Source organism: Aerococcus sp. Group 1 (assembly GCF_000193205.1).
GTDB lineage: Bacteria > Bacillota > Bacilli > Lactobacillales > Aerococcaceae > Aerococcus > Aerococcus urinae_A.
This window is the reverse complement of the sequence record NC_015278.1, coordinates 1,700,194-1,713,427: the sequence shown is the minus strand read 5'-3', so window position 1 is coordinate 1,713,427 and position 13,234 is coordinate 1,700,194. Positions and strand designations below refer to the sequence as shown.

11 protein-coding genes and 1 riboswitch are annotated in these 13,234 nt (G+C 43.3%); of the genes, 7 read left to right on the top strand and 4 right to left on the bottom strand.

The annotated features are described in order from the left end of the window. The first annotated feature begins 265 nt into the window (after positions 1 to 265). Entirely contained in the window at positions 266 to 745 is a 480-nt protein-coding gene (gene rlmH / locus HMPREF9243_RS08015) for a 23S rRNA (pseudouridine(1915)-N(3))-methyltransferase RlmH (protein ID WP_013668983.1), read from the top strand. Positions 746 to 835: 90 nt separating this feature from the next. Here rlmH and HMPREF9243_RS08010 read toward each other — a convergent pair whose 3' ends face one another. Further along, on the bottom strand, positions 836 to 1,813 hold the full coding sequence (locus HMPREF9243_RS08010) for a DUF1002 domain-containing protein (RefSeq protein WP_013668988.1): 978 nt from the start codon (positions 1,811 to 1,813) through the stop codon (positions 836 to 838). A gap of 214 nt (positions 1,814 to 2,027) precedes the next feature. Here HMPREF9243_RS08010 and HMPREF9243_RS08005 point away from each other — a divergent pair, with 214 nt between their 5' ends. Together HMPREF9243_RS08005 and HMPREF9243_RS08000 are read left to right on the top strand one after the other, a co-directional pair. Beyond that, positions 2,028 to 2,522: an Lrp/AsnC family transcriptional regulator gene (locus HMPREF9243_RS08005; protein ID WP_013668660.1), complete on the top strand. Its 495-nt coding sequence runs from the start codon at positions 2,028 to 2,030 to the stop codon at positions 2,520 to 2,522. Further along, on the top strand, positions 2,519 to 3,688 hold the full coding sequence (locus HMPREF9243_RS08000; RefSeq protein ID WP_013669181.1) for a pyridoxal phosphate-dependent aminotransferase: 1,170 nt from the start codon (positions 2,519 to 2,521) through the stop codon (positions 3,686 to 3,688). Before HMPREF9243_RS08005 ends, HMPREF9243_RS08000 begins: the two co-directional genes overlap by 4 nt. A 47-nt stretch (positions 3,689 to 3,735) precedes the next feature. Here HMPREF9243_RS08000 and HMPREF9243_RS07995 read toward each other — a convergent pair whose 3' ends face one another. Together HMPREF9243_RS07995 and HMPREF9243_RS07990 are read right to left on the bottom strand one after the other, a co-directional pair. Further along, a complete protein-coding gene (locus HMPREF9243_RS07995) occupies positions 3,736 to 5,055 on the bottom strand; it encodes a putative glycoside hydrolase (protein ID WP_155812005.1) in 1,320 nt (439 codons plus the stop codon). Next, positions 5,042 to 5,650, bottom strand: coding sequence for a YkyA family protein (locus HMPREF9243_RS07990; RefSeq protein WP_013668655.1), 609 nt, complete (start codon positions 5,648 to 5,650; stop codon positions 5,042 to 5,044). The genes HMPREF9243_RS07995 and HMPREF9243_RS07990 overlap by 14 nt, the downstream gene beginning before the upstream one ends. Positions 5,651 to 5,912: 262 nt before the next feature. Here HMPREF9243_RS07990 and HMPREF9243_RS07985 point away from each other — a divergent pair, with 262 nt between their 5' ends. Both HMPREF9243_RS07985 and HMPREF9243_RS07980 read left to right on the top strand, forming a co-directional pair. After that, complete coding sequence (locus HMPREF9243_RS07985; protein WP_013669891.1) at positions 5,913 to 6,878, top strand: alpha/beta hydrolase fold domain-containing protein; 966 nt, start codon at positions 5,913 to 5,915, stop codon at positions 6,876 to 6,878. Between the two features lie 71 nt (positions 6,879 to 6,949). Then, positions 6,950 to 7,657 carry a zinc metallopeptidase gene (locus HMPREF9243_RS07980; protein ID WP_013668799.1) on the top strand — a complete coding sequence of 236 codons (708 nt, stop codon included), beginning with the start codon at positions 6,950 to 6,952 and terminating at the stop codon, positions 7,655 to 7,657. 103 nt (positions 7,658 to 7,760) lie between these two features. Here HMPREF9243_RS07980 and glnA read toward each other — a convergent pair whose 3' ends face one another. After that, positions 7,761 to 9,098, bottom strand: a complete 1,338-nt coding sequence (gene glnA, locus HMPREF9243_RS07975; RefSeq protein WP_013669162.1) for a type I glutamate--ammonia ligase — start codon at positions 9,096 to 9,098, stop codon at positions 7,761 to 7,763. A 315-nt stretch (positions 9,099 to 9,413) separates the two neighbouring features. On the opposite strand from glnA, the gene HMPREF9243_RS07970 reads away from it, so the two are divergent. Then, complete coding sequence (locus HMPREF9243_RS07970; RefSeq protein ID WP_041706204.1) at positions 9,414 to 10,040, top strand: cyclodeaminase/cyclohydrolase family protein; 627 nt, start codon at positions 9,414 to 9,416, stop codon at positions 10,038 to 10,040. Between the two features lie 141 nt (positions 10,041 to 10,181). Then, positions 10,182 to 10,350, top strand: a riboswitch (M-box (ykoK) riboswitch). 209 nt (positions 10,351 to 10,559) lie between these two features. After that, on the top strand, positions 10,560 to 13,202 hold the full coding sequence (mgtA, locus tag HMPREF9243_RS07965; RefSeq protein ID WP_013668797.1) for a magnesium-translocating P-type ATPase: 2,643 nt from the start codon (positions 10,560 to 10,562) through the stop codon (positions 13,200 to 13,202). Positions 13,203 to 13,234: the final 32 nt, after the last annotated feature.

Below are 13,234 nucleotides of genomic sequence, written 5' to 3'. Positions count from 1 at the left end.
AGATGAGGGGAAAACTTTGTGAAGTTGTGGATAACTTTATTGAAAAGTGGATAAGTGCCGTTATAATGGGCTTCATCCATGTGGGCAATTATGTGTATAAAAAGTGAAAACTTGGGATAGGTCAAAATTTTTGGAATAAAACCCTTAATTATAGGCTTTATTATTAACAGCTTGTGGATTTGTGGAGGAAATTGTGGATAAGTCCTTGTGAAAAGGGGGAGTTATGCTATGATGAAGGGGAATTTGAAGAAAAGGGTGACTTGAGATGCGGATTACCATTCTCAGCGTGGGAAAATTGAAAGAAAAATATTTGAAACAGGGGATTGCTGAGTATCAAAAACGAATGCAACGCTATGGGAAATTAGAAGTGATTGAGGTTAAGGATGAGCCTACCCCAGACAATGCCAGCGACTTGGACAACCAGCAAATCATCGAAAAAGAGGGCCAACGCCTACTGGCTAAGATTTCTCCCCAAGCCTATGTCATTGTGCTTGCTATCAAGGGTCAGGCCTTAAGTTCGGAAGAATTGGCCCAGCAAATTGATCACTGCCTGACCTATGGCAAGAGCGACATTGTCTTTGTAATTGGCGGATCCTTGGGGACTAGTCCGGCGGTCAATCAAAGGGCCGATCTCTTACTCAGTTTTGGTCGGATGACCCTTCCCCATCAATTGATGCGTTTGGTGCTTAGCGAGCAAATTTACCGGGCCTTTCGCATTATTCACCACGAACCCTACCATAAATAGAAGAGTGCAACAAAAGTCAAAAAAGCCACTAGGCTCTGTGGATAAGTAAACTTATCCAGGGCCTAGTGGCTTGGTTTTTACTATAAAATTTTATTGGCCTTGGTTATTTTGGCCATAATTGGTGCCAAAGATTGAATCCCAAATGCCTAAGAGGCTTTGCCAGAGACTGTGGAAGAAATCGGTGATTCCATTTTTATCAGTCTCGTCCATATTATCCCAAGCAGATTTTGCGGAATCCACTAATTGGCCGCTCTTTTCTTTTAAGGTTTGTCCAAAGTTGGAAAGAGCGTTTTTTTGCTCCTCAGTCAGTTCAATTTGGCTAAATTTAGTCATTAAGTCCCGTAATTGTTGAATGTTTTCTTCAGAAAGGACGCCATTAAGATTGTAATTATTGATGACGTTATTCACGATGACTTGGATGGTATTGCCATCGATCGATCCACCATTTTGTTCCTTGGCTTGTTGGATTTGGTTTTTCATATCAGCGATGGCAGCATTCAAGGTTTCGTCAGAATAATTTTCTTTGTTTTGGTTTTCCTTAGTAATGGTTGAAGCGGTTTGCAATTCTTCTTGGGCGACAGAAACTGCCTTGCCATCTAAGGCTTGGCCGCTGTCTTGGAAGGCCTTATAGACACCTGCCAAGGCACCGGAGCCGTCCACTTGAACAGCGGAAGCGACTTTAATATCAACATTGGTTGCTCCGGCTGTTAGGGCTGCGTTCTCGTATTGTAAGGGCGTAATGGCGGTAATGGTTTTAGGGGTGACGATTTCTACATTGACCCCACTGTGCTTGGCTGGGGCAATATAAGCGGATGAATAAACTTGGTAGTAGGGGTAATTATCATGTAATAGGCCATTCAATTCATTAATATTCACTTGGACAGCCCGGGCATTGGTATCAACCCCTAAGAGTTTTTGAGTCTCTTGGAATTGGCTTTGGTTGAGGGACTCACCGTAAGTAAAAATCGATTCTTTAATAGCTGCCTGGGCACTTGTTTGGGGAATGAAGAGGGCGATGGCCATTAGGCAAGCGAGTACGGCCAAGAGCCCACGTTTCAATTGATTCATACGAAAAACCTCCTTAATTGTTAATTCTATTATAACATGGCTAAAAAGATAATCTTTTAGCTTTTCCTTAAGGGGAGGCTAAGGAATGTTAAAAAATTGCGCGAAAACTAAAATTTTATTTTAAGAAATAAATAAGCTTTAAGAAGGTCATAATGCGCTAAAATAGTTCTATCAAAAAATTGTAAAGCGATTGAAGATGAAAGAGGCGATGCCAATGAATAAAGAAAAAGCTCATGAATTATTACGCTTATTAGAAAGAGATGCCAGCGTCAGTGACCAAACCTTGGCCGACATGCTTTCCTTAAGCAAAGATGAAGTCGTAGAGATGAAGACGGTGCTCAAAGACGCTAATATCCTCTCTGGTATCCAAGCCATGGTCAACTGGGATGCAACGGATAATGAGTATGCGTCGGCCATGATAGAAATCACAGTGAACTTGCATAAGGGCGTTTCCTACCAACAAGTCGCTGATGTGATTAGTCAGTACGATGAAGTTGAAGCCCTGTATTTAATGAGTGGGGCCTATGACTATCTGGTCTTAACTAAGCGCCTCCCCATGCATAGGATCTCAGGTTTTGTTAATAAATTAGCCACCCTAGATCATGTTCAAGGGACTGCCACCCATATTGTCATGCAACGCTATAAGGACCACGGGACCCAATTTAAGGCGAAGACGGATGGTAGAAATCGGTTGGTGATTAGTCAATGAGTCAGTCAATCAGCCATAAAGCGGTCCAACTAGCCCCCTCTGGTATCCGCCGTTTCTTTGAAGTTGCCAATGAAATCCCTGATGTTATTTCTTTAGGGGTGGGGGAACCCGATTTTATGACCCCTATGCCTATCCGACAAGCAGCCATGCAATGTATTCGTGAGGGCAAAACCTACTATACGGCCAATGCCGGTTTGATGGAATTACGTCAGGCCATTAGTCAATACCTCGATGTTAAACATGACCTGCATTATGATCCCCGCTCAGAAATCGTGGTGACCGTGGGGGGGAGTGAAGCCATCGATATGGTGTGTCGGGCGATTATTAATCCTGGCGATGAGGTCATTTGTATTGATCCCAGCTACGTTTCTTATGCACCTTCAATCAAACTAGCTGATGGTATCGTTGTTCCCGTGACCTTAAGGGCTGATCAACATTTTATTCTGACTCCGGAAGATTTAGAAGCCGCCATCACTCCTCAAACCAAGGCAATGATTATTAACTTCCCGAACAATCCTACTGGAGCAAGTATGACTAAGGAAGAGCTGGCTGCCTTAGTTCCAGTGATTGAGGCTCATGATCTCTATGTCATTACTGATGAAATTTATTCTGAATTAAATTATAATCAAGAACACTTGGTGTCGATTGCTGCTTTTCCAGGAATGAAAGAGCGGACCATTTACATCAATGGTTTTTCTAAATCCTTTGCTATGACCGGTTGGCGCTTGGGCTACGCTTGTGCCCCTCATGAGATTATGGAACAAATGATAAAAATTCACCAGTTTACCATTATGGCTGCCCCAACCATTTCTCAATATGCAGGGATTGTCGCTCTAAGAGACTGTGACCATGATGTCCAAGTGATGCGGCGGTCCTACCAACAAAGGCGGAACTTTTTGATGGCCCGGTTTAAGGACATGGCCCTCCCTTGCTTTGAGCCCCAAGGAGCCTTTTATACTTTCCCAGATATTAGTGAATTTGGCCTATCTAGTGAGGAGTTTGCCTTAAAGTTACTAGATGAGGAAAAATTAGCGGTTGTTCCTGGGACGGCCTTTGGAGAAGGTGGTGAAGGGCATATTCGTATCTCCTATGCCTATTCCTTGAATGAACTAGAAGCAGCGGTCGAAAAACTTAACCATTTTATCCAAAAACTAAGACAAGACTAGTAAAAAAACACTTGCCCCTTTTCGGACAAGTGTTTTTGCTTTCTTAATTAATAAGCGACATTACTTGGGTAGTCGTTAGCGGCATTCCAGAGTAGGTACTCGTAAACACCATGGTCACGGAGGGCTTGGATTTGCTCTTCGATTTCAACATTGGTGTATTCTTGATAAGTTCCATTAGCTAAGTAGCTAGCGGTAAAGGCTTGTAACCAAGGACGGGAATGGGCATGGTCGCCATCGATATTTTCTAAGCGGAGGTCTTCGACATCCATATAGTTATCAACGACCCCATAAGGTTCAAGGTCAGGCGCCGTAAAGCCAAAGTCGCCATTACTCCAGTGACTCGGATAAATCATCGAAGACACCACATCCACGGTGTTAGCAATATCGGTAAAATCTTGGCCAATACCTGGAGCGGAGCCGATAGTCGTTACATAACCGAAAATATCAGCAGAGACATCAACGCCATAGGGGCGGAGTTCTTTTTTGGCATAGGCTAAGAAATCGGTAATGGCTTGGCAGCGGCCTTCGACACTATCTTTACCATAATGGGCATAGTCCCCCATGTCGTAAACCAGGCTGGTTCCAAAGTTTTCAAAACCTTCAGGGAAACGGACATAGTCGAATTGGATATCCTTGAAGCCGAGTTCGGCAGCGCCCTTAGCCACGTCGACCACATAGGCCCAAACGGCTTTGTTATAGGGGTTCAGGAAGGTTTGACCACCGGCATCAGACCAGATTTCACCATTGGATTTCTTAAAGGACCAATCCGGGTGGGCTTGGGCAGCATAGGTATCCTTGAAGGTAGTGATGCGGGCAATCGGATAAATTTGCTTCTCTTCAAAGGTTTGCATCATTTCTTGACCATTAAAGGTAATTTCTTCGTTCTTCTTAACCAAGTCATTATCGGTTGGCAACTGGGTAGCGATTGAGCCCCAGTCAGACTTGACATCGATGACTACACTGTTCAAGCCAGTGGAATCAAGTAAGTTAATGTTACGCTCCAAAATACTTGGTGTCCCCATACCGTGGGCAGACAGGTAGATGCCACGAACCCCTTCTTTAGGGTAGGCAATGTTGACCTGACTTGCCTTGTAGAAGCGTTCGGGTTTAACACTGGGGACGCGGAGTAAGGCCTGGTTACCTTCATTGATTTGTAATTCCTGGTCGCTAACCTCCGCTTTTTTTGCCTTAGCGACTTGGTTAGTGTTATTGGTGTGTGAAGACTGGGCTGCTTGATTTTGAAAGCGATCGCGGTTAAAGAAAACAATAATTAAGAGGACGGCTAATAAACACAATAAAGCAGCAGAAATCTGTAACCAACGTCTTCTATGGGGAGGGCGACGATATTCTTGCTTAGACAAAGTCATAACCTCCTTTGTGAGTGTACGGGCCAGCTAGGGCTTGGTCATTGTTTTGCACATCTTGCAAGGCTTGACGGCTCTTTTCTAGCTGACTTTCTAAATTCTTTAATTGGTTTTGCAAATTGACATGTTTTTCATTAAGGGTCGCCATGGTATCCTCAAAGGTGTCGATGGTGGCGTCCTTTTCGCCAATTTCTTGGTAATACTGGTCTTCTTCTTCTAAGAAGTTTTGATAGTCATTGAGGTATTGTTCCACTTGACTTGCGGTTTCATTGAGAGATTGGCGCAAGCTTTCATCTTCCACTTTTTCACTGACTTGTTTTAGGGTAGTGAGCTCCTTGATGGCTTTTTGGTTGGCTTCTTCACGTAGTTTGAGGTTCTTCCCTGTTTGACTATTTTTGTCTCCTAAGCGACTCAATGAAGAGTCCTGGCTGATATCTGTTTCAAAGTGACTTTGCAGTTCAGATTCCTGAGCTTGAATCTGATTCAGTTGGCTAGTAATGGTTTCAATATTTTCTAGGGCCGACTGTTCGGCAGGCTGTTTGCCACAGGCGACCAGAGTAAAGACCATGACTAGCAATAGTCCCAATTTCTTTACCATATTTCTCATCCTTTTCTTATAAATAAAATAAAACTGTTTTCAGTATAACAAAAAAAGAAAGGCTTTCCTACTCATCTTCATTTTCCTTTTTACACCGGCTTTTAGCTCAATTTGCTCTTAGTGAGTGCTTCATAGTCTTCGTGTAAATTCAAAAAGAAAGCTTAACATTTTGATAACATTGTCCTAGGCTATCGCCCTTGACTGCGCTTTGATTGTATAATAATAGGTAAGTTTAAGGGCTAAAAGAAAGAGGTTAGCATCCATGTCAAGAAATAAACGTTTATTAGCTTATGCAGCAACGGTGGTTGCCAGTTTAGCGGGCTATGCTTATCATGCCCTTTACCAAGAAGATCGGAGCGTAAAGAGTCGGCTCCTAGAGGACTTCTACCGGCTCAAAAACCGGCTAAAAAATGCCGATGAGGCTGATTACCGCCAATTCCTAGAAGACCAGTTGAAGACTGCTCGGCAGGGAGATTTAAACTATCCCAAAAAACATGGCATGAACATCTCACTCTCAAGCTATCAAAATGGCAAAGCCTATGTGCTCAGCCCAGAAAACTACCGGCCAGATAAGCTAGTGGTTTATTTCCATGGGGGGCATCGGATTGAAGCAATTTCGCCTAAGGAGTGGCGGTTTTTGGAAAATTTTGCTGAAGACAATCAGCTGCGCCTATTAATCCCCTATATTGAGCCCCTTTCCTACGCTTATTTTGATGAAGAAGTGGAGCGTTTAGAGGGCTTACTGGATGAAATTAGTCTGGACTATACCGATGAAGACCTCTACTTGATGGCTTCAGATACTGGGGCATTATTTGCCTTACCCATTGCAAGAGATAGCAGTAGTAACCTCATCCTTGAAGGGTTGATTTTACTTTCCCCTTGGGTAACGACGAAACATAGCATCACTAGCAGTCAAGACGAGGAACAAAAAGATTACTTGATGACCTTTTCTGATTACCAAGCCATTGCCAGTCTTTGGCAAGCGAGTGAGGGACGAATTATTGCCCTAGACGCTGACCAGGCAGGGGCCTTACCCAGGGTCCATCTCTTTATGGGGAAGAAAGATGTCCAATATTTAGAAGTCTTAGCCTTTTACCGGAAATTAAAGCAAAAGGGACTGGCGGTCGATTTTTATGCTTTTGATTATTTGACCCATAACTTCCATTTCTTGGCTATTCCTGAGCAGGATGAAGTCATTGATTTAATCGCTAAAGTCGTCTTGCCTTAATACTTTTTTATAGTTATCTATTGGCTTTCTTGTTATAATAGTCAATAAAGATCAGAAAGGAAGATGTAAAAGTGTTTGGATTTCCTTTATTCTACATGTTTGATCCTACCATTATCTTGTTAATTATCGGTGCCATTATTGCCGGGATTGCCTCTTGGAATGTCAACCGAACTTTTGATAAATATAGCCGCTATACTAACCGCCGTGGCTTAACTGCTGACCAGGTGGCCCGGATGATGTTGGACCACAACCAAATTGGCCATGTGGGTGTAAGTTCGGTGCGGGGGAAATTAACGGACTACTACGATCCCCGTGATAAGAATCTTTATCTCTCGGACCAAGTTTCCCAAGAGAGCTCGATTTCAGCCATTGGTGTTGCTGCTCATGAGTGCGGCCATGCCCTGCAGGATGCTGATAACTATGCCTTTATGCGGATCCGGGAAAAAATCGTCCCCGTGGTTAACTTTGGCTCCAGTCTGTCCATGCCTATCCTGTTACTTGGGGTCCTTTTTGGAATGAATCAAACCCTGATTAATATTGGGATTGCCTTGTTTTCCTTGGCCTTGTTATTTCAATTGGTGACTTTACCTGTTGAATTTGATGCTTCTAGACGGGCCATTCGTTGTCTCGACGAAATGAATATTCTGAGTCAGGAAGAATTACCCTATGCTAAGTCTACTTTAAGAGCGGCTGCTCTCACTTATGTAGCTGGGACAGTCTCTACCTTACTCTCCCTCCTGCGGATTATTATTCTTTTCGGTGGCAACCGGCGGGATTAAGCAGCAAGAAGACATTAGAAAAATGTTTTTTCTAAGAATAATTTGATATTAAAAAAGCGTGACCAATTTTTTTGGTCACGCTTTTTTTTTGAAAACGGTTTGATTAGTAAGCTTTTAAGTAACGCTCAACTTCCCATTGGGTGACTTGGGTTTCATATTCATCGTGCTCAATGGTTTTTGCTGTAATAAAGTTATTGGATAGATGACTACCGAGAGCATCGAGCACCACTTGGTCTTCTTTGAGGAAGTTAACCGCTTCTTTTAAGTTAGAAGGCAGTTGTTCAATATGAGACTCCCGTAACTCTTTTGAAGTCATGTTGTAAATGTTTCGGTCAATGGGTTCAGGAACAGGGAGTTTGTTTTCAATCCCGTCTAAACCGGCATAGATGCAAGCTGCCATAACGAGGTATGGGTTAGCGGAAGGGTCTACTGACCGTAATTCAATCCGAGTCGAATTGCCACGGGCTGCAGGAATTCGAACTAATGGTGACCGGTTTTGGGCAGACCAGGCGATATAGACTGGGGCTTCATAACCAGGAGTCAGGCGTTTGTAGGAGTTAACGATTGGGTTCCCCAGAGCAGTGATGGCTTTGGCGTGTTTTAAGATCCCAGCAACAAATAGGTGGGCGGTTTCGGAAAGGCCGTCAGCACTGTTTTCATCGTAGAAGGTATTGCCGTTTTCATCAAAGAGGGACATGTTGCAGTGCATCCCTGAACCAGCGATACCGTATACAGGTTTAGGCATGAAGGTGGCATAGAGATTATGCTTGCGGGCGATTGACTTAACAATCAATTTGAAGATTTGGACCTTATCACAAGCATCCACCACATCAGAATACTTAAAGTCAATTTCATGTTGGCCAGGGGCACATTCATGGTGACTGGCTTCCACTTCAAAGCCCATTTCTTCTAAGGTAAGGACAATATCGCGGCGGCAATTTTCACCGAGGTCAACGGGAGCCAGGTCAAAGTAACCCCCATGGTCATTAACTTCAGTCGTTGGTTCATCACTGTCATTTAATTTAAAGAGGAAGAATTCTGCTTCTAAACCGAGGTTGAATTCCTTAAAGCCATCGTCATTTAGACGTTGGACACAGCGTTTCAGGTTGCCGCGGGGGTCACCGATAAAGGGGGTGCCGTCTGTGGAATAAATATCACAGAGCAGTAAGCCGATTTTCTTATTGTCACCAGCGGTCCAAGGGAAGATTAACCAAGTATTTAAATCGGGAATTAAATACATGTCGGATTCCTCGATACGAACAAAACCGTCGATGGAAGAACCGTCAAACATCAGTTTATTATCCAAAACCTTATCTAATTGACTAATCGGCACTTCGACATTTTTTAGGGTGCCGTTGACATCGCTAAAGACGAGGCGGAGAAAGTGGACATTTTCTTTTTTGATATCGGAACGGATTTGCTCTTCGCTAATTTGTTTCATCTTTTTATAACTCCAATCTTCTTAACAGCTTAGTTAATCGATTTCTATGTAAGAAAATATAACACATGTAAAATAAGATCACAAGAAAAAATTATTCATAATTTCTAAAGTTTTTCTTATGTCAGAGCCTGCATTCAGCTATAGTATTATTAATAAGTAAAAATAATTAAAAAAGCTAATGCCTTTCCCTGGTATTTTGGTTAAAATAAGAAAAACATGCTTGATAGGATAGCAAGTGATTTAGCTGTCTCCTAATGAGTTTGGGAGTAATGTTTGATTATTTAACCAAATAAAAAGAAAAGAGTGAGCGTTGAAATGGAATTAGAATCATTAATTAAAGCAGTGGCTTCCAAGGCACCTGCCCCAGGCGGTGGGGCGGTTTCCTGTGTCACTGGTAGTTTTGCGTGTGCCTTGGCAAGTATGGCAGCTAAGGTGACTTTGGACCGGACTGACTTTTCCAAGGATGCCAATACCGCGGCTAACTTATCTGACCTAGCCCATCAAATGGACCGGGACAGCGACAGCTTCTTACATTTTGCCCGCGAGGATGAAAAGGTCTCTGCCCGGCTCTTTGCAGCTTACAAGCAAAAGGCAAGTAGTGAGGATGAAAAACAAGCCCGCAGCGAACAAATCCAAGTGACCTTGATTCAAGCAACGCATTTACCTCTGCAAGTCATCGCCTTAGTGGTTGATGATTTGGCCCTACTAGAAAACGTCGCTCGCCTCGTTAAGCCAAGCATCTTAGCTGACGTTGAGGTGGCAAGGGACCACTTGTTGACTGCCTTTAAGGGCTCTAACCATAATGTAGAAAACAATTTGGCCTTAATTAAAGACCAGGCCAGCGCCCAATTTTTAGCTAAAAAACAAAGTGCTCTCTTAGACCGGATTGAAAAGCTGGACCAAGCCCTCCTTAAAGCAATTGAAAAACGTAAGAGACAATAAGCGAGCTTGTTTGGCTAAATTTGGAGTTTGAGAGCCACTGCATGTCTAGTAAAGTGTTAATGCTCGGACAATCGGACAAATTGTAAAAAAGAGTTTGCAAATAAAGAAAAAGTAGTGTACTATACTATGTGGAAAATTTGAATACCGAAGTGTTAGGCAGAGGCTCCTGTATAAACATAAGCTATCGCCCAAAAATGTCGAGAGACGCCAATGGGTAAAACAGAGATTGTCGAAATAAGGCTTTCTCCAGGTAGCTAAGAAATTTTTCTTTACGTTATACAGTGCTAAAACTCAGACGAAGCAACTCAATCAACTGAGCTTATTAATAATGGAGTCTCTACTTTCTTGGGTAGGGGCTCTTTTTATTTTGCCAAGGAAAAGATGGAGGTGATGGCTATGGAGGAAGAGCAAGAACAGATAGCGGAAAGTCGACAGCAAGGGAGTTTATTGCTTAATCTCTTGAGGCCATTACCAGGGTCTCTGATTAAGCTTTAGGCTCCCACAGAAAGGAGCATAACGATGAAAAAATTTGAAAACCAAGGTTGCTACCGGCAATTTGCTGCTTATTCAATAAGTGAACTTTTTAACTACTATAAAATTGATAAAAACGGCCTTAGCGATGACCAAGTCCAAGCCTTGCGAGAAGAATACGGGGAAAATGTGATCGATTATGGGGACAAAGCTTCCTTAATGGAAGAACTTGTCCAAGCCTATCTCACCCCCTTTACCCTAATTTTAATTGGTCTGGCTATCATTTCATTCTTTACTGACTATGTCTTTGCAGCGGCGGATAGTCGCGATTGCATTAGTTCAGTGATTATTCTGGTCCTGGTCTTTATTTCTGGGACCGTATCCTTTATCCAATCCAAGCAATCCAATGATGCGGCAGAACACTTGAAGGAAATGGTTAAAGTGACTGCCAATGTCAAACGCGCGGGCGATTTCAACGAAATTCCTACCGAAGAGATCGTGTGTGGGGACTTGGTTAAATTATCGGCTGGGGACCTTATTCCCGCTGATCTACGGATTATTGAAAGTAAGGACCTCTTTGTTTCTCAAGCAGCCATGACTGGGGAATCCTATCCGGTAGAAAAAATGGCCCAAGCCACTGATCATGCTGAGACTGTGGTTGATGAGGCAAACCTGGCCTTTATGGGCTCGAACGTCATTAGCGGTAGTGCAGTCGGGATAGTGATTGCTGTCGGGGAGCAGACCCTCTTTGGTGATATTGCAAAAACGGTAACCACCGAAGAAGAAGTCACCAACTTTGATATCGGCATAAGTAAAATTTCCACCCTGCTCATGCGCTTTATGGGAGTGATGGTACCGGTAGTCTTTCTGATTAATGGCATTCATATGAAGAATTGGCTGGATGCTTTGATCTTTGCGATTTCGGTTGCGGTCGGCTTGACCCCGGAAATGCTTCCGATGATCGTGACCACTAACCTGGTCAAGGGGTCACAAACCATGGCCAAGGGTGGGACTATTGTGAAGAATTTAAACGCCATTCAAAGCTTTGGCGCTATGGATGTCTTATGTACCGATAAAACCGGGACCCTGACCCAAGATAAAATTGTTTTAGAAATGCATTTGAACTGTGATGGCGATGAAGACAGTGGGGTACTCCGCCATGCCTACTTGAATTCTTACTACCAAACCGGTTTGAAGAACCTGATGGACGTGGCCATTATCGAAGCCACACACCGGGAACTGGACCTGGACCCTAACTACTACCACAAGGTCGATGAAATTCCCTTTGATTTTGAACGGCGGCGGATGAGTGTCGTTGTCGAAGATAAGGTGGGAAAACGGCAACTAATTACCAAAGGGGCGGTGGAAGAAATGCTAGCCATTTCCTCCCTGGTTCTCAAACAAGGCCAAGCCATTCCTTTAACAGATGACCTCCGGCGAGAAATCCGCCAACAAGTCAAAGATCTCAATGAAGACGGTCTAAGGGTCATCGGCATTGCTCAAAAAACCAACCCACCAGCAGTGGATGCTTTTAGCATTGAAGATGAGTCGGATATGCTTTTGATTGGCTACCTAGCCTTCCTTGACCCACCAAAGGAATCCACCCAACCGGCCCTCAAGGCTCTGGCTGACCACCAAGTGGATGTGAAGGTCCTAACGGGTGATAATGAAGAAGTTACCAGGTCGGTGTGTCGTCAAGTAGGGATTTCGGCAGATAGTATCATTAATGGGATCGACCTGGAATCTATGGACGAGGAAGCCTTAGCCCAAGCGGTGGAAGACTACCAAGTCTTCGTCAAAATTTCTCCTCAACAAAAGGCCCAAATTACCCAAATTCTCCAAGATAACGGCCATGTGGTTGGCTTTATGGGTGACGGGATTAATGATGCCGCTGCCTTAACGACTTCTGATGTGGGCATTTCTGTTGATACAGCGGTCGATATTGCCAAGGAATCAGCCGATATCATTCTTTTAGAAAAAGATTTGATGATTTTAGAAAAGGGCGTCGTTTCTGGTCGGGAAATATTTGGGAATATTATGAAATATATTAATATTACGACTTCATCAAATTTTGGGAATACTTTTTCCATCTTGATGGCTTCCTTATTCTTACCTTTCTTGCCCATGATGCCGACCCAACTTTTAGTCTTGAACCTGATCTATGACATCGCCTGCATTTCCATTCCTTGGGACCGTATGGATGCCTCTTACTTGAAGGAACCTAAGAACTGGGACGCTTCGCATGTGAAGAATTTTATGATTTACTTTGGCCCAATTTCTTCCATTTTTGATGTGCTTTCCTTTGTGGCACTTTACCATTGGATTATTCCTCAAGTCCTAAACGGATCTTATTGGACCTTATCGACGGGACAACAAGCTATTTTTGAAGCCCTCTTCCATTCAGGCTGGTTCGTGGTTTCCTTATGGTCACAAACCCTAGTTCTTCATATGTTAAGGACTGAAAAACTGCCCTTTATTCAAAGTCGGCCATCCTTTATTTTTACCACGATCACAACTATTGGAATCATCTTTGGTAGCCTATTGCCACGGACCAAGTTAGGCTTCTATCTAGGTCTAGCTCCCTTACCCGGCTCTTTCTGGCTCTTACTGGTGGCTATTGTGATTTCTTACCTGGTCCTAGTGACCTTGGTCAAACATTTCTACGTTAAACATTATGGCAAGTTACTCTAAGATTACCAGGACTTGGATTTGACAATTGGGGT

What these genes read in the sequence shown, in the direction of transcription:
- rlmH (WP_013668983.1), top strand. Translation starts at nt 266, where the DNA reads ATGCGGATTACCATTCTCAGCGTGGGAAAATTGAAAGAAAAATATTTG.
- HMPREF9243_RS08010 (WP_013668988.1), bottom strand. Translation starts at nt 1,813, where the DNA reads ATGAATCAATTGAAACGTGGGCTCTTGGCCGTACTCGCTTGCCTAATG.
- HMPREF9243_RS08005 (WP_013668660.1), top strand. Translation starts at nt 2,028, where the DNA reads ATGAATAAAGAAAAAGCTCATGAATTATTACGCTTATTAGAAAGAGAT.
- HMPREF9243_RS08000 (WP_013669181.1), top strand. Translation starts at nt 2,519, where the DNA reads ATGAGTCAGTCAATCAGCCATAAAGCGGTCCAACTAGCCCCCTCTGGT.
- HMPREF9243_RS07995 (WP_155812005.1), bottom strand. Translation starts at nt 5,055, where the DNA reads ATGACTTTGTCTAAGCAAGAATATCGTCGCCCTCCCCATAGAAGACGT.
- HMPREF9243_RS07990 (WP_013668655.1), bottom strand. Translation starts at nt 5,650, where the DNA reads ATGGTAAAGAAATTGGGACTATTGCTAGTCATGGTCTTTACTCTGGTC.
- HMPREF9243_RS07985 (WP_013669891.1), top strand. Translation starts at nt 5,913, where the DNA reads ATGTCAAGAAATAAACGTTTATTAGCTTATGCAGCAACGGTGGTTGCC.
- glnA (WP_013669162.1), bottom strand. Translation starts at nt 9,098, where the DNA reads ATGAAACAAATTAGCGAAGAGCAAATCCGTTCCGATATCAAAAAAGAA.
- HMPREF9243_RS07970 (WP_041706204.1), top strand. Translation starts at nt 9,414, where the DNA reads ATGGAATTAGAATCATTAATTAAAGCAGTGGCTTCCAAGGCACCTGCC.
- mgtA (WP_013668797.1), top strand. Translation starts at nt 10,560, where the DNA reads ATGAAAAAATTTGAAAACCAAGGTTGCTACCGGCAATTTGCTGCTTAT.